The sequence below is a fragment of the Streptomyces sp. NPDC048275 genome, from assembly GCF_040652275.1.
GTDB lineage: Bacteria > Actinomycetota > Actinomycetes > Streptomycetales > Streptomycetaceae > Streptomyces.
The window spans coordinates 1-17,106 of the sequence record NZ_JBEZLR010000092.1 but is presented as its reverse complement, the minus strand read 5'-3'; the positions used below and the strand labels follow the sequence as shown (position 1 = coordinate 17,106).

The following is a 17,106-nucleotide window of genomic DNA, read 5'->3' as shown; positions in this document are numbered from 1 at the left end:
TCCGCTCGGCGCAGCATCCTTGCTCGGCGATGGGGGAGACAGAGCCGCTCCGTCAAGGTCGACACTGGCGGACATGGGGCGATGCCGACGTCGTACGCATGAGGTGCGATCTACCTGGCCTTGTCCCGGTAGGTCTCCAGCAGCCTCAGCCAGACTTCGCTGATGGTGGGGAAGGCGGGTACGGCGTGCCAGAGCCGCTCTATCGGCACCTCGCCTGCGATGGCGATCGTGGCAGAGTGGAGTAGTTCTGCGACGCCGGGTCCGGCGAAGGTGACGCCGGCCACCGTGCCGTGGTCGGCGTCGATCAGAATGCGGGCCTGGCCGCGGTAGTCCTTGGCGTATTGCTGCGCGCCCGCGAGGTGTGCGAGGTCGTAGTCCACTACCTCGACCCGGCGTCCGGTTCGCTTCGCTTCGTGCGTGGTGAGACCGACTGAGGCTATTTCGGGAGTGGTGAAGACGACCTGTGGTACGGCTGTATGGTCGGCGGTCGCGGCGTGCGCACCCCACCGGGCGGTGTCGACCGGCTTGCCAGTGGCGCGGGCGCCGATCGCGGCTCCGGCGATGCGGGCCTGGTACTTGCCCTGGTGGGTCATCAGAGCCCGGTGGTTGACGTCGCCGACGGCGTAGAGCCAGCCATCGGCGACGGCGGTCACCCGGCATGTGTCGTCCACGGTGAGCCAGTCGCCGGGGGTGAGACCGACGGTCTTCAGGCCGATGTCCCCGGTGCGCGGAGCCCGGCCGGTGGCGAACAGGACGTCGTCCGCGGTCAGTTCCTCGCTGTCGGCCAGTGTGATCCGTACCGCGCCGTCTGCGCCGATCTCGCGCGTCACGGAGGTGACCGAGGCGCCCAGCCGTATGTCGACGCCGGCTTCGCGCAGTCCCTCCGCGACCAGCTCACCGGCGAACGGTTCCATCTTCGCCAGCAGTTCGCCGCCGCGGACGAGCATGGTCACTTGAGAGCCGAGCGCCTGCCAGGCGGTGGCCAACTCGATGGCGACCACACCGCCGCCGACCACGGCCAGACGGCCCGGTACACGGTCGGCGCCGGTGGCTTCACGGTTGGTCCAAGGGCGTACGGTGTCGAGCCCGGGGATCTCGGGCAGGGCGGTGCCGGTGCCGGTGCAGAGCGCGACGGCGTGCCGCGCGGTGAGCCGGACGGTGCCCTCGTCGGAAGTCTCTACCGATACCTGCCGGGGACCGGTGAGCCGTCCGTGGCCGCGTATGAGATCGACGGAGACGGAATCGAGCCAGTCGACCTGGTCGTCGTCCTTCCAGTAAGCGGCCATCCTGTCGCGGTACGCGAAGACCGCGTCCACGTCCAGCGGCCCTTCCACCGCGTGGCTCAGCCCGGGTACGCGGCGCGCGTCGGCGCGTGCCACCACCGGCCGTAGAAGCGCCTTGCTGGGTTCGCAGGCCCAGAACGAGCACTCGCCGCCGAGCAGTTCGCGCTCTACGATCACGGTGCTGAGCCCGGCCGCGCGGGCACGCTCGGCCACGTTCTCGCCGACCGGGCCGGCGCCGATGACGACCACGTCGTAGGTGCGGAAGGCCTCGTCCATTATTTCTCCTGTCACTCCGTCGGATGTTCCGGCTTCCGCGGGGGCGCGCCTGCCGGAGCCTGCGCGCCCTCCGCGGTGTCCGGTGGGCAGACTTGCCGTCAGCGGCCGGGAAGCCGGGTTGTCACTTCCTGGAGCACCCACTCGTTGCCGTCAGGGTCAGTGAACGCGGCGAAGGAGCCGTAGCTGCTGCGCTTCGGATCCGGGCCACTGACCCGTGCCTCATCCGTGCCGCGGTGGAAGACTCCGCCCGCGTCGTGGAAGATCTCGCCCATCTCGATGCCGCGGCCGACGAGCTCGGCGTGGGCCGCCTCGATATCGGAAACGATGAGATGCAGGCCCCGCACCGAACCCGGCGCGGCCGTGGTGACCCCGGTACCGAAGAGGATCGAGCACTGCGAGCCGGGAGGTGTCAGGTGCACCACGCGGTAGCTCTCATCGGCGACATAGTCGACGTCCAGACGGAACCCGGCCGCCTCATAAAAGGCCTTGGCCCGGTCGACGTCGGAGACGGGCAGCACGACAACTTCGAGTTTCAGATCCATCTTCGCCTTCACTTTCACGTACGGAGGCTGCGCACCGCGGTGCGTCACCGGTTGAACTGGTGTGATCATGGCAGCCCGATGCGTCACCAGTCAAGCAGGTGACGGCGGTGTCGCTCGCATGGTCGTCACCGGCTGTGCACGGTGACGCACGAAGCGCGGGGGTTGCTGTCGCCCATGCTCCAGTTGGTCGAATGCCGAATGCCGAATGCCGAATGCGGTAATTGCGGTTAGTGGATTTACGGGCTCAGTCGCTGATCTTGTGATCGGGCGGGTGGTGTCGGTGGTTCCTGTCATCGTGTCCCGGGTGTACTTCGCGGAGTTTCGAGGCTCTTGTGCCTCATCTGGCCGGTGTTGTGGTGGAGTTGGTTGAACGGGTGGTCGGCGGGATCACGCTGCATGCCCGTGTGCGAGCGGTTGATGCGCGGTGTCCGCACTGCGGCACTGTCTCAGGGCGGGTGCACGGCCGGTACCTGCGGCGGTTGTCCGATGCGGCGGTCAGCGGTGCCTGTGTGGTGATCGAGCTGCTGGTGCGCCGGTTCCGGTGCTTGAACGCCGCCTGTACGGCGGTGACGTTCGTCGAGCAGGTCGCCGGGTTGACCAGTCCGCATGCCCGCTTCACGCCGTTGCTGCGTGGGATGCTGACCTCGATCGCGGTGGCCCTGGCCGGGCGGCCGGGGAGCCGGCTTGCGACGGCGCTGGGGGTGCCGGTGGCCAAGGACACCCTGTTACGCCTCCTCAGGGCCCTTCCCGAGGAGGCGGTCGGGCAGGTCAGGGTGCTGGGTGTCGATGATTTCGCGCTCCGCAAGGGCGACTCGTACTCGACGATCCTGGTGGATCTGGAACGACGGCGCCCGGTCGGCGTGCTGCCGGGGCGTGAGGCCGAACCGCTGGCCGCCTGGCTCGCCGGCCACCCCGAGGTGGAGATCGTGTGCCGGGACCGTGGCGGGGCCTATGCCGAGGGCGCCCGCACGGGCGCCCCGCAGGCGGTACAGATTGCCGACGGCTGGCATTTGTGGAAGAACCTCGGCGAGGCGGTGGAGAAGACCGTCGCCGCCCATCATGCCTGCGTCCGGACCGTGTTCGCGAACACCGTAGCGCCAACCCCGCCGCCCGTGGACGACATCTGGCAGCTGCCGCCGCCCGCGGCCGACGCGATGCTCGACGTGTGCGGGCGGGAACGCCGACTGGTGACCCGGACGAGGGAGCGGTACGCCGCCGTGCAGCAACTCCTCGCTGACGGCAGTTCGCTGGAGCAGATCTGCCGCACCCTGCGGCTGGACCGGTCCACCGTGCGTCGCTTCGCCCGCGCCACCACCATCGACGAGTTGCTGGTCAACGCGACGAACCGAACCAGCATCCTCGATGCGTACACGGCTCATCTCCACCAGCGGTGGAACGAGGGCTGCCGCGACAGTGCACAACTCCACCAGAAAATCCGGGCCTTGGGCTTCCGGGGCAGCATCCAAACCACCCGGCGCTACCTCCGCCCCTTCAAGACCATCACCGTCGCTCCGGCAGTAGCGCCTCGTCCGGCTCCGCGGCCCCGCCGCATTGTCAGATGGATCATGACGAACCCCGGCAACCTCCCGGAGGAGGATGCTCTCACCCTCAAAGAGATCCGTGCCGGCTGTCCCGAACTCGATGCGACCACCCGACACGTCCGCGACTTCGCGGCGATGCTGCGTGACCGGAGCGGCGACCAGCTCCCCGCATGGATGGAGCGCGTCGAGCACAACGACCTGCCCGCACTGCACTCCCTGGTCAACGGCCTGCGCCGGGACCAGGACGCCGTCATCGCCGGCCTGTCCAGCAATGGAGCGCCGGGCCGCTGTGCTGTCGAACTATGAACGGGACATCTGGCCGGGGCTCTGCCAGATCGAGGACTACGCCTACACCGTCATCGCCCAGATGCGGCCCGACCTGCGTCCCTCCGAGGTCAAGGCACTCGTCGACGTTCGCATGGACCGCCAGCAGCAGGTGCGAGAGGGTGCACTCGCTGAGTTCCGCGCCCTGGTGGACGAGCATGCGCTCCACGTCGCTGTCGATGATCTCGTCGTGGCGAGGCGGCAGCTGGAGCGAGTTCTGGAGGAGTCCGAAGACCCTCGCAATACCATCCGTATCCTGCCGGGCACCGTCGGATTGCATCCGGGGTCTGCGGGCCCGTTCGTCCTGATGGCCTTCCCTGAGGCCGCCCGCCAGGTCGTGTGGGTTGAGACGATGGTCAGCTCGTTGTACTTCGACGGGGAGGATGATGTGCAGCGCTACACCGCGACTTTCACCAACCTGTGGGAGCGGGCGCTGGACCCCGACGAGACGCGCATGGGCCTCAAGAAAAGGATCAAGGAGCTAGAACAGTGACAGCGAAGCCGGACCCGTCCTCGTTCGACCTGTCGTCGGTCGAATGGACGGTGTCCAAGTACAGCGGCGGCGGCGGGAACTGCGTGCGCGTCGCCGTCAAGGACGGGTACGTCCTGATCGGTGACTCGCAGAACCCCGATCGCCTACCCCAGGTCTTCACCCCGTCCGAGGCCAAGGCGTGGCTGCTCGGTGCGAAGGACACGGACTTCGACTTCCTGCTCGATCTGTGATCCCGTCCTGAAGTACCGCAAGACAACGGGCCGGCCCCACGGCAGATGGGGTCGGCCCGAACCTTTGCGGCCGGGGCCAGCCACAGGGGGATCTCGTCCGACGGCCTGGGCGCAGCCCATTACACCGGAGGCTCGGGCTCCACCTCTATTCGGGACAGCGCACCCGAACGCAAGGAGTGGTCTCCCGATGACCGAGCACATCGCATCTCCGGCGGAGGCAGCCGCCGTTCCAATTGAACCGCACTTCACCGTCCTGCTCTTGAGGGACGGGATCGTGCACGTCGAGGGCCTGCTGCGCCAAGTCGCCGACGCCCAAAAAACTTGCTGGTCCTGGTGATCGCCAAGCGCAGCGATGCATGCGCCGCTGCGTGGTGCTGCCCAAGCGGTGGATCGTCGAGCGCCTCTTCGCCCACCTGATGCGCACCCGCCGCCTGGCGCGCGACTCCGAACGCCGCACCCTGGTCGATGACCGTGGTCATGACGCGCCGCCCGGCCCTGCACCCCGCGGGCAGGCATGAACCGGCCCGGCGTTGGCGCGGCCAGCCAGCCGTGCGCGACCTCGCTGGCGCCGTGCGTGCCGGCGTCACGGTGCGACCGAGCCAGGCGAACGCGGAGCATGCCCGGCTGCTCCTCTCCCAAGGAAGCACCGCCTGACGTTCCCGTTGGCCTTCCCTCGGCTTGGCATTCGCCCACGGCAGATGAGAAAGAGCCTGGAAAGACTGGAACCTGCTCCGAGAGCATGTCAACGTACAACGTCCCGGAAAAAACCAGGTCAGTGAGGATATCCAGGCTTGCGAGTCGGCCTATGGACAGGTCGGCTGTGACGGCGGACGGCACCTCATGCTGCCCGATCTCATCGCAAAGACCCCGACCCTCTAATCCGCCCGATTCATCGCCCCGATCCGCTTGGCACTTGGAGCCCCGAACGTATGGACCACATCGGAGCGAGAGAACTACGGCGCTCCTCCGCGGCGCTGTGCTTCTGTGTCTGTGCGGCCGTGTTGGTCGGCGAGGACTTGCTGCAACATGGCTACCGCCGGGACCGAGCGGTCCTCGCGCACATCGCGACACACCTGCGGCCCCACCCAGACATGTAGCCCGAGTCGTCGCTGCTCCCGAGCACGTTGTTGCACGCGACCTTGACCGGCTCATTGACGACGGGCTGGGGGTGCTCGTGACGGACGGCGCGACCCCGTCCTCCGATCGTACCGGCGGGCTCCCTGAGTTTTGCCCGCCAGTAATCGTCCGTGAATTTCCCTGCGGGGACGCACAACATAGACCACGATTGCCGGTTAGCCAAACCGGCGATCGTGACGACCATTGAGGGTGTTCGCAGCGGCTGTGCTTGGCGGTGGAGCCCTTCGGACACTACAGCCCTTCATGTCGGTGCCCCGCACCCGCAATTGACAGCGCCTGCACATCAGCCGTGACGGAGTGGGTGCAAGTTGCGCGTTGCCGCTTGGGCGGCCGACAAATCCGGAATCCCCGAGGAAACATCAATGGCTCGTCCACCTGCGCTCAAGCTCGCCGAGGTTCTAGCGGAAATCCGGATGAGTCAATCGGCCTTCTACCGCCTACGCGCTCGCGGCCAGGCACCCCGAATGATCAAGCTACCCAATGGTGAACCCCGATTCTGGGACATTCGCGAGCGGCCCGACCGCTGCAAGGGATTTGAGGTCCGTTGGACGGTCAACGGGCGTGAAAAGTTCGAGTCCTTCTTCACCAAGGGGCTGGCGGAGAGCCGTCGCGCCAAGCTCATGACCGCCGCTCGCGACGGCGAACCCTTCGATGCCCGGACGGGTCTTCCGGCCTCCGAACTTCGGGCACTGAAGCAGCGGATCACTTGGTACGTCCTGGCCCGGGAGTACATCGAGCAACGGTGGGACCGAACACCAGGGAACACGCGACGCACGCTGGCAGATGCCTTGGCGACCATCACGCCAGCCTTCGTTGAACCAGGAGCCAGCTACCAGGCGCCCCGCGTGCTGCGGCGAGCGCTCTACTCCTGGGCCTTCAACAAGAACGCCTGGAAGGTCGATGCGTCAGAAGAGTGGCAGGCGGCATTGGACTGGCTGCAGCGCCACTCGCTGCCTGTAGGTGAGTTGGATGATCCCGATGTGCTGAGGCGTGGCCTCGACGCGCTCTGTCGGAAGGTCGATGGAACGGCCGCTGCTGCGAAGACCGTGAAGCGAAAGAAGGCTGCGGTCAACGAGGTGTTTGGTGTAGCCGTTGAACGCGGATACTTCGCGCAGAACCCGCTGATCGGTCTTCGCTGGACGGCGCCGGAAGTCGCCGATGAAGTCGATCCCGACTGCGTGCCGAACCCTGCTCAGGTTGCCAGACTGCTAGCCGCAGTCAGAGCCCTACCCGGCCGTGGCCCTCATCTGTACGCCTTCTTCGGCTGCATGTACTACGCCGCCATGCGCCCAGCCGAGGTGATCCATCTACAGAAATCCCAGTGCCGTCTACCAGCGAGCGGCTGGGGCCTTCTGAACCTGAAGGGCGGCGTCGTGACTGCCGGTAAGGAATCGACGGATGACGGCGCCGTCCACGAGATCCACTCCCTGAAGCGGCGGGCAGTCAAGGCGACACGCCCGGTGCCGATTCCTCCAGTGCTCGTCCGCATGTTGCGCGAACACATAGGAAGCTTCGGTGTTGCACCCGACGGACGCCTGTTTCACAACGCAGAGGGGAACTACATCGACGCCTCGGCGTACGGCATCACCTGGGGGCGAGCGCGTGAGGCTGTTCTTACGCTTGACGAGCACACCCTTGACCTGGCGAAGCGTCCCTACGACCTGCGCCACGCCGGCATCTCGTTCTGGTTGGCCTCCGGCGTCGACCCCGCAGAGTGTGCGCGCCGGGCTGGACAGAGCATCCAGGTTCTCTTCCGCTACTACGCCAAGTTCCTGGCTGATGCGCGGAACCACGCCAACACCCTGATCGAAGACTCCATGCGGCGATGGGAGGAGGCGACGGACGATGACGATGCGGAGAGCGCCTTAGCGGGACCTTGGCCCGGAAATGCCCCGGAACTGCTGGTCAGAGCTGGGATACGGGTGGGAGATATCGGGAGTAAGGGCGTGTTTCGACTCGCTGCTTAGATGTGCGCTGAGAAGGGCGCCTGCCGGGCATCTGCCCTGGTCAGGCGCCCTTTTTCTGCGTCTAGAAGAAGCCCAGCTTCTTCGGCGAGTATGACACGAGCAGGTTCTTGGTCTGCTGGTAGTGCTCCAGCATCATCTTGTGCGTCTCGCGGCCGATGCCGGACTGCTTGTAGCCACCGAACGCGGCGTGCGCGGGGTACGCGTGGTAGCAGTTCGTCCACACTCGGCCGGCCTGGATCGAACGGCCCGCGCGGTAGGCGGTGTTGATGTCGCGCGTCCATACGCCGGCCCCGAGGCCGTACGGTGTGTCGTTGGCGATCTTGATGGCGTCGTTGAAGTCGTCGAACGACGTGACCGAGACGACCGGGCCGAAGATCTCCTCCTGGAAGACGCGCATCCGGTTGTCGCCCTCGAAGATCGTCGGCTGGACGTAGTAGCCTCCCTTCAACTCCCCGTCGTAATCGACGCGTTCACCGCCGGTGAGGATCCTGGCGCCCTCCTGTCGGCCGATGTCCAGGTAGGAGAGGATCTTCTCCAATTGCTCGGTGGAGGCCTGTGCGCCGATCATCGTGTCGGTGTCGAGCGGATGGCCCGGCTTGATCAGCTCTGTGCGGGCGACCGCCGCCTCCAGGAACTCCCCGTAGCGGCCGCGCTGGACGAGCCCCCGCGACGGACACGTGCACACCTCGCCCTGGTTGAGCGCGAACATGGTGAAGCCTTCGAGCGCCTTGTCCCGGAAGTCGTCGTCCGCGGCCCAGACGTCGTCGAAGAAGATGTTCGGGGACTTGCCACCGAGTTCCAGCGTGACCGGCTTGAGGTTCTCCGAGGCGTACTGCATGATCAGCCGCCCCGTCGAGGTCTCACCCGTGAACGCCACCTTCGCGACGCGCGGGCTGGACGCGAGCGGCTTGCCTGCCTCTTCGCCGAAGCCGTTGACGATGTTGACCACGCCGGGCGGCAGCAGATCCGCGACAAGGCTCATCCAGTAGTGGATGGACGCCGGGGTCTGCTCGGCGGGCTTGATGACGACCGCGTTCCCCGCTGCCAGTGCCGGTGCGAGCTTCCAGACCGCCATCAGGAGGGGGAAGTTCCACGGAATGATCTGTGCGACGACGCCAAGCGGCTCGTGGAAGTGGTACGCCACGGTGTCGTCGTCGACCTCGCCGAGCGATCCCTCCTGGGCGCGGATCGCCCCCGCGAAGTAGCGGAAGTGGTCGATGGCGAGCGGCATGTCGGCGGCCAGCGTCTCACGTACCGGCTTGCCGTTCTCCCAGCTCTCGGCGACCGCCAGCTTCTCCAGGTTCGCCTCCATCCGGTCGGCGATCTTGAGCAGGATGTCGCCGCGCGCGGTGGCTGAGGTGCGGCCCCAGCCGGGCGCCGCCGCGTGGGCCGCGTCCAGTGCGCGCTCCACGTCCTCGGCGGTGCCCCTCGCGACCTCCGTGAACGGCTGCCCGTTCACCGGACTCGGGTTCTCGAAGTACTGCCCGCGAGCCGGCGGCACGTACTCGCCGCCGATGAAGTGGTCATAACGCGCCTGGTAGGAGACGATCGCGCCCTCGGTGCCGGGCGCCGCGTAACGGGTCATGCTGGTCTGCCTCCCGGAGAAGCGCTGCCCGCCGTTGGGCAGCTCTCGCCGCGAGGCTAGGAGCGGGGACGTTGCAACAACGTTGCGGGCACGGATATCCGGCCCCGCCTCCCGGGCGTCGGATGTGTCCAGCCCGAAGGTGCGGCTTGCTCGGACTCCAGCTCGTCCAGGCGCGCCCGCACCGCCGCCGTCGGACGCACCGCGGCCAGCGCCCTCCATACGTCGAGGTCGTCCTCGCCCCACGAGGAATGCGCCCAATCCGTCAGCAGGTCGGGATCGCGACGCGCGATGAGCGCCGCACGCAGCCCGTCGGCGAGCCGGCGCCGCAGCCGCACCACCGCCGGGGCCTGGGAACCCGGCAACAGCGGACCGGCGTACGCCGCCGCGGCCGCCGTGACCGCGCCCGTGCCGAGCCGCCGCTCCACAACAGCGACGTCGGACTCGACCGGCGCCGTGAACCGGTAGGGGCGCGAGCCCAGTAGGCCCGGGCCGAGGAGGCGCCGCAGGCGGGTCAGTTCGGCCCGGATCGTCACCGGCGTCACCAACTCGTCCTCGTACAGCGCGCACAGCAATTCGTCGCCCGACAGTCCCTCCGGGTGCGCGGCCAGCAGCACCAGGATCTCGCTGTGCCTGCGGCTGAGCCTGGCCTTCCGCCCGTCCATGAGCAGTTCGGCCTCGTCGCGGCCCAACGCACTCAGCTCGACCGTGTCGGCCGTCGTCGTCACCGGTGCGAGCAATGCCAACTGGGACTCGGCGGCACGCGCCACCGCCTGGACGAAACCGAGGCTGTGGGGATGGGCGAGCCCGTCGCCGCCGGTGATGTCCACCGCGCCGAGCACCCGCCCGGTACGCGGATCGTGGACCGGCGCCGCCGCGCACGTCCAGGGCTGGACCCGGCGGATGAAGTGCTCGGCTGCGAACACCTGCACAGGCCGGTCGACGGCGACCGCTGTCCCCGGCGCGTTCGTGCCGACCGATGTCTCCGCCCACCTCGCGCCCGGCACGAAGTTCATCCGCCCGGCCTGCCGCCGGGTCGCCGGATCTCCCTCGACCCACAGCAGCCTGCCTTGTGCGTCGCACACCGCCAGGAGGTGTTCGCCGTCCGCCGCGAACGTCCCCATGAGCTCACGGAAGAGCGGCATCACCTGTGCCAGTGGATGCTCCGCCCGGTAGGAGCCGAGGTCGCCGTCCGAGATCTCCACCCTCGCGGCCCCGTCCGGCACGACACCGGCCCGTGCCGAACGCCGCCACGAATCGGCCACCACGGAGCGCACCGGCCGCGGCACCGTGCCCGCCGCGATGAATGCCTCGTGGGCGCGGCGCAGTGTCCGCACCCGCTCGGCGGGATCGGCCCCCGGTTCCAGTGCCACCCACGTGTCGGTCAACTGAACCTCCCGGAAGGAGATGCCGGCTGGGGACCATCGTCACTTCCGGTGCGGGTCCGGACAAGCTCTGTGACGGCGGTCTTCCGCTCAGACGAGGTTGACGAGCCTTATGTAGCGGGTCCAGTCCCAGTTGGGCCCGGGATCCGTGTGGTCGGTGCCCGGCACCTCGTAGTGGCCGATGATGTGCGCGCGGTCTTTGGGGATGCCGTACTTCGTGCAGATCGAGGCGGTCAGCTTGGCCGACTCCTCGTACAGGGCGTCGGTGAAATAAGCGGGCTCTTCCACCCAACCCTCGTGTTCGATGCCGATGCTGCGGGTGTTGTAGTCCCAGTTTCCTGCGTGCCAGCCGATGTCGTGCTCCCTGACGCACTGCGCGACATGTCCGTCGGCCGATCGTACGAGGTAGTGCGCGGACACAGCCTTCTTGGGGTTCTGGAAGATCGAAACGGTGTCGGAGTAGTTCTCCTGCGTGACGTGAATGACGATGCAGTCGAGCGAGTAGGCCGTCGGCCGGCTGGACGCCGTGTAGTTGGAGGTGCTCGCCGGTGCCCATTCGGCGAGCGGATAGTCGACGGCCGTGGTCTCTGCCGTGGCTAGTGGGCCGGGAAGTAACGCATAGGGGAGGGCGGCGAGGGCGGCGCCCTTGAGCAGCCGTCGCCGACTCGGGAACGATCTGGCGCGTTCCATGGAGCATCTGCCTTTCGACAGTGGTGGGTTGAGAGTGGGTTGACGGTTGATGTTCCGGACTTGGCGGAGTGGAACGTGCCGGACCGGGAGTCGGAGCGTCGCCCGCTCAGCGGCGGAGCGCCGCGGCTGCCACCGCCCAGTCGCGGGCCGGCTCGATCGACACGAAGTGCACCGCGACCGTATCGCCCGGCTCCGCGCCCTCCACGTGGAAGGGGCCCGTCTGCGGATTGAGGAACGGGAACTCGCACACCTCGGACACCAGGTCCTTCTCGGAGCGCACCCGCCCGGCGAAGCAGTCTTCCGTGTACAGATCGAGGATCGTGCCCGGAGCGATGCGCGCCACGGGCGGCACGCCGCCGAACGTCCAGGCATACTCGCCCTGCTCGGGGCGCACGGTCAGGATCCGGGGGTCACTCATGGTTGCACGGCTCCGCTCTGCCGAAGGTCGGGGTATGACATCTCGTCGAGGTGGACACGGGTGGTCGCGGCTATGCGCCCGGGGTGACGGCGCATCAGGACGATCAGTACCACGACCTCGGCCATCGTCCAGACTCCTCACCCCACCATGTGACCCCCCGATCCGCCCGGATCCCAGCCGTCGGCCGACGGCTGCGCCTTGCGTGAATTACGGTACGGCGCTTGCCGGTTGGGCAGGCAAGGCAGGGCGTGCTTCGGTGGACAAACCCAGGACTGTGGACAACCCGATCACCCGTGAGGGGGAGAGAGCACTCCGAATGCCGCGCAGGCGGTCCGCTACGACCGCCCCGCGACCGCCGACGGATCGTCGAGCACCGCCCGCACCACCGAGTGCGCCGCACCCAACAGCGGCCCCTCCGGGCCCAGTTTCGAGACGGACACGGTGCAGGCAGGACCAGCCGTACGCCGCGCCAACTCGCTCTCCAGCGACGGAAGCAGCCACGGCGCGAGGCCGGACAGTGCTCCACCCAGCACAACGGCCTGCGGGTCGAGCAGATTGACCGCCCCGGTCAGTGCGATGCCGAGCGCGGTTCCGGCGTCGCGCAGGGCACGTCGTACCTCCGCGTCACCTTCGGCGGCGCGCTCGGCCAGCAGCCCGACGCGGTCCTCGCCCGGTTCCAGACCGGCCCTGCGCAGGACGGCCTCCTCGCCCGCGTACTGCTCGAGGCATCCGCGTCCGCCGCACGGGCACTCCGGCCCCTCCGGACGTACCGGTACATGCCCCAACTCGCCCGCGAAACCTCGCGTTCCGCGCAGCAGCCGCCCGTCCACGAGCACTGCCGCACCGATGCCGATCTCCGCCGACACATGCAGGAAGTCGGGCGGCGTCGCGTCGCCGAGCCAGAGTTCCGCGAGGCCGCCGAAGTTGGCCTCGTTGTCCACGGTCAGCGGAAGCTCCCCGGGGAGCAGCGTGCCGAGGTCCGTGTCGTGCCAGTCGAGGTTGGGGGCGCGGACCACGGTCCGGGCATCGCGTGCCACCAGACCGGGCACGGCGATCGCGAGGCCCGCCGGCCAGAGCCCTTCACGCTCGGCCTCGGCGATGACCTGACGCACCAGCGTGGTCAGCTCCTCGATCACCGGCCCCGGCGGCCGACCGCGGTTCGTGCCGTGCCGCACCGCCCGCACCCGCACCGCACCGCGCAGATCGACCGCGCACACGGCGAGATGGTCGACGCCCACCTCCGCGCCGATGCCGGCCGGACCGCGCCCGCTGACGGCGAGTGCCGAACCCGGCCGTCCCACCCGGCCGGGCCGCTCGGGGCCCAGCTCTTCGAGGAGCCCCGAGCGGATCAGCTCGTCCACCAGCGTCGAGACCGCCGCTCGCGTCAGACCGATGCGTGAGGCGACGGCGGCACGCGACAGCGGTCCCTCCGCGTTCACGGTGTGCATGACGCGGGAGAGGTTGCGGCGGCGCATGCCCTGTTGGGTGTCGGGCAGCCGACGGCCGGAACCGGTCGGATGGGCCTCGTGCAGCGGTGCGGTCATGCCTCCGTCAGTCCTCGTCCGGCCGGTCCCCTCGGGGCGGTCCCGTCAGTGCCGGTCAGTTCCTCTTCGGCTCCCGCTCCAGCAGCGGGGCTGCGTCGGAGAGTACCCCGGTGATCCTCGCGAGCGTCTCCTCGTCCCGCTCCACGGCGTCGAGCACGGGCCCACGGGCCGTGTCCCAGCGACGCGCGACCGCGGCCGGGTCCTCGCCGGTCAGCAGGCCCGCGGCCTGCGCGGCGGCGCCCAGCGCGACCAGTTCTTTGGCCTCGGGCACCTGAACCGGACGCCCCGACAGTCGACGTACGGTCTGCTGCCAGGCCGTTCCCCGCGCGCCGCCGCCGATCAGCAGCAGCGGAGCGGAGCGGTCGGCGTCCGCGTCGAGCACCAGGTCGAGGGCGCCCAGCAGTGAGTGAACCGCGCCGTCGTACGCCGCCTGCAACAGCTGCCCGCCGGTCGTGTCGTGCCTCAGACCGTGCAGCAGCCCGGAGGCGTGCGGCAGGTCCGGGGTGCGCTCGCCGTCCAGGTAGGGGAGCAAGGTCACGCCCGTGCCGGGTTCGACGGCCTCCCGGTCCAGGCCCAGCAGTGCTGCGACGCGGTCGACGGCGAGCGTGCAGTTCAGCGTGCAGGCCAACGGAAGCCAGTCGCCGCGCGCGTCGGCGAAGCCCGCGACCGTGCCGGTCGGGTCGGCGGGGCGTCGCGTCGAGACGGCGTACACCGTGCCGGAGGTGCCGAGGCTCAGCACCGCGGTGCCGGGGCGCAACCCCAGGCCGAGGGCGGCGGCCGCGTTGTCGCCGGTGCCGGCGGCGACCAGCGTGCCCTTGGAGAAGGGCAGCTCATCGCGGGCGTGCACGGTGCCGGCCACCTCGCCGGGCCGGACGACACGGGGGAGCAGGGCCGGGTCGAGGCCGACGTGGGCGAGGATCTCCTCGTCGTAACGCTCGGTCCCGGATGCCCACCAGCCGGTACCGGAGGCATCGCCGCGGTCGGTCGTGCCCTCTCCCGTGAGGCGTTCGGTGAGGTAGTCGTGCGGCAGCCGAACGGCAGCGGTGGCGCGGACCGCGTCCGGCTCGTTCTCGGCCAGCCAAGCCCACTTTGTGACCGTGAAGGACGCGCCGGGCACAAGACCGGTCCGCTCGGCCCAGACCTTCGGGCCGCCCAGCTCCTTGCCCAGCCGGCGCGCCTGCGGCGCCGAGCGCACGTCGTTCCACAGCAGGGCCGGGCGTACGGGGTTGCCCTGGGCGTCGAGTGTGACGAGCCCGTGCTGCTGACCACCGATCGACACGGCCGCGGCCTCGTGGGCCGCGTCCCCGCACTGGTGCAGCGCCTCGCGGAGCGCGTCCCACCACTGTCGCGGGTCGCTCTCGCGGCTCGCCCCCGTGGAGACGGTGTGCGGCGCCTGCCCGCTCGCCACCACCCGTCCGGTCGATGCGTCGACGACCAGGGCCTTGGTGGACTGGGTGGATGTGTCCACCCCGACGACGAGCGGACCCTCGGCTGCTGACATCGGGCTCTCCCTCTTCCGCGGCTCCGCGGGATCTGTCCTGGTTGTGGGGCTCCCCGGACCGGCACGGCCCAGGTTTCGTACTTCGTCTCTTCCCAGAGACGCCTTCGCATACTAATTTGTAAAGCGCCATGACGAAATAGTCGGAGCTAGCAAGGAGCCGCGGCATGAACTACCAGCCCACCCCCGAGGACAGGTTCACCTTCGGCCTGTGGACCGTCGGCTGGCAGGGAAGGGACCCGTTCGGCGACGCCACCCGGCCCGCCCTGGACCCGGTCGAGTCGGTGCAGCGCCTGGCCGAGCTCGGCGCCTACGGCGTGACCTTCCACGACGACGACCTGATCCCCTTCGGATCCTCGGACAGCGAGCGTGAGTCGCACATCAAGCGATTCCGCCAGGCCCTCGACGCGACCGGCATGCGGGTGCCGATGGCCACCACCAACCTCTTCACGCACCCCGTCTTCAAGGACGGCGCGTTCACCGCGAACGACCGGGATGTGCGCCGCTACGCGCTGCGCAAGACGATCCGCAACATCGACCTCGCGGTCGAGCTGGGCGCGCAGACGTATGTGGCCTGGGGCGGCCGTGAAGGCGCCGAGTCCGGCGCCGCCAAGGACGTACGTGTCGCCCTCGACCGCATGAAGGAGGCCTTCGACCTCCTCGGCGAGTACGTGACCTCCCAGGGCTACGACCTGAAGTTCGCGATCGAGCCGAAGCCGAACGAGCCGCGCGGCGACATCCTGCTGCCCACCGTCGGCCACGCGCTCGCCTTCATCGAGCGGCTGGAGCGCCCCGAGCTGTACGGCGTCAACCCCGAGGTCGGTCACGAGCAGATGGCCGGGCTGAACTTCCCGCACGGCATCGCGCAGGCCCTGTGGGCGGGCAAGCTCTTCCACATCGACCTCAACGGCCAGTCCGGCATCAAGTACGACCAGGACCTGCGATTCGGGGCCGGCGATCTGCGCTCCGCGTTCTGGCTGGTCGACCTCCTGGAGACCGCCGGGTACGCGGGGCCGAAGCACTTCGACTTCAAGCCTCCGCGGACCGAGGACTTCGAGGGAGTGTGGGCCTCGGCGGCAGGATGCATGCGCAACTACCTGATCCTGCGTGAGCGGGCGACGGCCTTCCGCGCCGACCCGGAGGTGCAGGAGGCGCTGCGCGCGTCCCGGCTCGACGAGCTGGCGCAGCCCACCGCGGCGGACGGCCTGAAGGGGCTGCTCGCGGACCGTGCGGCCTTCGAGGAGTTCGACGCGGAGGCGGCCGCCGCGCGCGGGATGGCCTTCGAGCGTCTGGACCAGCTCGCCATGGACCACCTGCTCGGCGCGCGCGGCTGATCGTGGCCGCGAAGAGGCGTGCGGCTCGTTTCCTGCTGGGTTCGGGCCCACGTCTCTTGCCGTAGATCTCTGCGATCTCTATTTGGAATTATCCGGAATCGTGCGATCCGTAGCATGAGTCCGTATCAACTTCCGCACAGGGGTCGCCTCGTGACCGGTTCGAGGCGACTCTTGACGGTATGGCCACGCCGCCCTTACCGCCCTTGCCGCCCCGACCGCCGGGAAACACGCAGCCGCCAGAGGGCGGTGGCTTCGGCCCGCCGCCCGGAGGCTACGGCCCGCCGCCCGGAGGCTACGGGCCTCCTTCTGGAGGCTATGGCCCCCCTCCTGGTGGTGACGATCCCCCGTCGTGGGGCGGCGGTTGGCCGCCCGGGCAGGGTGGTGGCGGGCAGCCGCCCCCGTCGTCGGGCGGGCCTGGGGGTCATCGTGGAGGACGGCGCCGCAACCCCCTGTTCCTCGTGCTTGCGGTGATCGTGGCTCTCGGAGTCGTCGTCGTGGTGCTGATGACACGCGGCAGCAGCGACACGCCCGAAAAGAAGGCGCCCACCGAGAGTGGCGGTCAGGGCACACCTGGCACGCCGGCCCCATCGCTGAGCATCCCGTCCGAGCTGCCCACCGAACTGCCCTCATCCTTCCCCTCGGAGTTGCCCTCGGAGCTGCCGAGCGGCTTTCCCAGCGGCCTGCCGGGCGATTTGGAATCGCTCATTCCGACCCTGGCGAAAGACGAAGTGCCGTACTACATGCTGAAGACGGGCGAATGTTTCAACACCAGTGCCGGTCGGCTCGGGCAGGTGGCCAAGCGGTCGTGCGGCGCGCCGCACGAAGCCGAAGACGTGTATTCAGGTTTTCGGGGCGTGGGCCG

At 68.8% G+C, this 17,106-nt stretch carries 15 protein-coding genes and 2 pseudogenes; 8 read left to right on the top strand and 9 right to left on the bottom strand.

The annotated features are described in order from the left end of the window. Positions 1 to 110: 110 nt before the first annotated feature. Positions 111 to 1,559 carry an NAD(P)/FAD-dependent oxidoreductase gene (locus AB0D57_RS36950; protein WP_362083698.1) on the bottom strand — a complete coding sequence of 483 codons (1,449 nt, stop codon included), beginning with the start codon at positions 1,557 to 1,559 and terminating at the stop codon, positions 111 to 113. Between the two features lie 98 nt (positions 1,560 to 1,657). Then, complete coding sequence (locus AB0D57_RS36945; RefSeq protein ID WP_362083755.1) at positions 1,658 to 2,101, bottom strand: VOC family protein; 444 nt, start codon at positions 2,099 to 2,101, stop codon at positions 1,658 to 1,660. Positions 2,102 to 2,433: 332 nt separating this feature from the next. Between AB0D57_RS36945 and AB0D57_RS36940 the strand changes: the two genes are divergently transcribed. The 6 genes and pseudogenes from AB0D57_RS36940 (at position 2,434) to AB0D57_RS36915 (ending at position 7,793) form a co-directional block, all read left to right on the top strand. Then, the gene (locus AB0D57_RS36940) at positions 2,434 to 3,948 is read left to right on the top strand and encodes an ISL3 family transposase (RefSeq protein WP_362083695.1); all 1,515 of its coding nucleotides are present in this window, start codon (positions 2,434 to 2,436) and stop codon (positions 3,946 to 3,948) included. Continuing rightward, positions 3,932 to 4,459 carry a DUF5753 domain-containing protein gene (locus AB0D57_RS36935; protein WP_362083692.1) on the top strand — a complete coding sequence of 176 codons (528 nt, stop codon included), beginning with the start codon at positions 3,932 to 3,934 and terminating at the stop codon, positions 4,457 to 4,459. The genes AB0D57_RS36940 and AB0D57_RS36935 overlap by 17 nt, the downstream gene beginning before the upstream one ends. Continuing rightward, positions 4,456 to 4,689, top strand: coding sequence for a DUF397 domain-containing protein (locus tag AB0D57_RS36930; RefSeq protein ID WP_362083689.1), 234 nt, complete (start codon positions 4,456 to 4,458; stop codon positions 4,687 to 4,689). The genes AB0D57_RS36935 and AB0D57_RS36930 overlap by 4 nt, the downstream gene beginning before the upstream one ends. 187 nt (positions 4,690 to 4,876) lie before the next feature. Beyond that, a complete protein-coding gene (locus AB0D57_RS36925; RefSeq protein WP_362083686.1) occupies positions 4,877 to 5,026 on the top strand; it encodes a hypothetical protein in 150 nt (49 codons plus the stop codon). Positions 5,027 to 5,057: 31 nt separating this feature from the next. Next, positions 5,058 to 5,138: pseudogene (locus tag AB0D57_RS36920) on the top strand (IS5/IS1182 family transposase); the annotation flags it as partial. A 1,152-nt stretch (positions 5,139 to 6,290) separates the two neighbouring features. Further along, positions 6,291 to 7,793, top strand: coding sequence for an integrase (locus tag AB0D57_RS36915; protein ID WP_362083683.1), 1,503 nt, complete (start codon positions 6,291 to 6,293; stop codon positions 7,791 to 7,793). 61 nt (positions 7,794 to 7,854) lie between these two features. Here the strand turns inward: AB0D57_RS36915 and AB0D57_RS36910 are convergent, their stop codons facing one another. The 7 genes and pseudogenes from AB0D57_RS36910 to xylB form a co-directional block, all read right to left on the bottom strand. Beyond that, positions 7,855 to 9,378, bottom strand: coding sequence for an aldehyde dehydrogenase family protein (locus AB0D57_RS36910; RefSeq protein WP_362083680.1), 1,524 nt, complete (start codon positions 9,376 to 9,378; stop codon positions 7,855 to 7,857). Positions 9,379 to 9,434: 56 nt separating this feature from the next. Next, positions 9,435 to 10,763, bottom strand: coding sequence for a GAF domain-containing protein (locus AB0D57_RS36905; RefSeq protein WP_362083676.1), 1,329 nt, complete (start codon positions 10,761 to 10,763; stop codon positions 9,435 to 9,437). 87 nt (positions 10,764 to 10,850) lie between these two features. Then, positions 10,851 to 11,450 carry an N-acetylmuramoyl-L-alanine amidase gene (locus AB0D57_RS36900; protein WP_362083673.1) on the bottom strand — a complete coding sequence of 200 codons (600 nt, stop codon included), beginning with the start codon at positions 11,448 to 11,450 and terminating at the stop codon, positions 10,851 to 10,853. 133 nt (positions 11,451 to 11,583) lie between these two features. Further along, positions 11,584 to 11,868: pseudogene (locus AB0D57_RS36895) on the bottom strand (acetamidase/formamidase family protein); the annotation flags it as partial. Continuing rightward, a complete protein-coding gene (locus AB0D57_RS36890; RefSeq protein WP_362083670.1) occupies positions 11,865 to 11,993 on the bottom strand; it encodes a hypothetical protein in 129 nt (42 codons plus the stop codon). The pseudogene AB0D57_RS36895 and the gene AB0D57_RS36890, both read right to left, overlap by 4 nt. A gap of 210 nt (positions 11,994 to 12,203) precedes the next feature. Continuing rightward, the gene (locus AB0D57_RS36885; protein WP_362083667.1) at positions 12,204 to 13,412 is read right to left on the bottom strand and encodes an ROK family transcriptional regulator; all 1,209 of its coding nucleotides are present in this window, start codon (positions 13,410 to 13,412) and stop codon (positions 12,204 to 12,206) included. Positions 13,413 to 13,467: 55 nt separating this feature from the next. After that, a complete protein-coding gene (gene xylB / locus AB0D57_RS36880; RefSeq protein ID WP_362083664.1) occupies positions 13,468 to 14,913 on the bottom strand; it encodes a xylulokinase in 1,446 nt (481 codons plus the stop codon). Positions 14,914 to 15,077: 164 nt separating this feature from the next. Between xylB and xylA the strand changes: the two genes are divergently transcribed. Together xylA and AB0D57_RS36870 are read left to right on the top strand one after the other, a co-directional pair. Next, on the top strand, positions 15,078 to 16,244 hold the full coding sequence (gene xylA / locus AB0D57_RS36875) for a xylose isomerase (RefSeq protein ID WP_362083661.1): 1,167 nt from the start codon (positions 15,078 to 15,080) through the stop codon (positions 16,242 to 16,244). 458 nt (positions 16,245 to 16,702) lie between these two features. After that, on the top strand, positions 16,703 to 17,106 hold a 404-nt coding region (locus AB0D57_RS36870), incomplete at its 3' end, for a hypothetical protein (protein ID WP_362083658.1).

Bases quoted from the DNA above. Each gene is read 5' to 3' on its own strand.
- xylA (WP_362083661.1), top strand. From the start codon at position 15,078: ATGAACTACCAGCCCACCCCCGAGGACAGGTTCACCTTCGGCCTGTGG.
- AB0D57_RS36915 (WP_362083683.1), top strand. From the start codon at position 6,291: ATGATCAAGCTACCCAATGGTGAACCCCGATTCTGGGACATTCGCGAG.
- AB0D57_RS36885 (WP_362083667.1), bottom strand. From the start codon at position 13,412: ATGACCGCACCGCTGCACGAGGCCCATCCGACCGGTTCCGGCCGTCGG.
- AB0D57_RS36945 (WP_362083755.1), bottom strand. From the start codon at position 2,101: ATGGATCTGAAACTCGAAGTTGTCGTGCTGCCCGTCTCCGACGTCGAC.
- AB0D57_RS36950 (WP_362083698.1), bottom strand. From the start codon at position 1,559: ATGGACGAGGCCTTCCGCACCTACGACGTGGTCGTCATCGGCGCCGGC.
- AB0D57_RS36890 (WP_362083670.1), bottom strand. From the start codon at position 11,993: ATGGCCGAGGTCGTGGTACTGATCGTCCTGATGCGCCGTCACCCCGGG.
- AB0D57_RS36900 (WP_362083673.1), bottom strand. From the start codon at position 11,450: ATGGAACGCGCCAGATCGTTCCCGAGTCGGCGACGGCTGCTCAAGGGC.
- xylB (WP_362083664.1), bottom strand. From the start codon at position 14,913: ATGTCAGCAGCCGAGGGTCCGCTCGTCGTCGGGGTGGACACATCCACC.
- AB0D57_RS36925 (WP_362083686.1), top strand. From the start codon at position 4,877: ATGACCGAGCACATCGCATCTCCGGCGGAGGCAGCCGCCGTTCCAATT.
- AB0D57_RS36910 (WP_362083680.1), bottom strand. From the start codon at position 9,378: ATGACCCGTTACGCGGCGCCCGGCACCGAGGGCGCGATCGTCTCCTAC.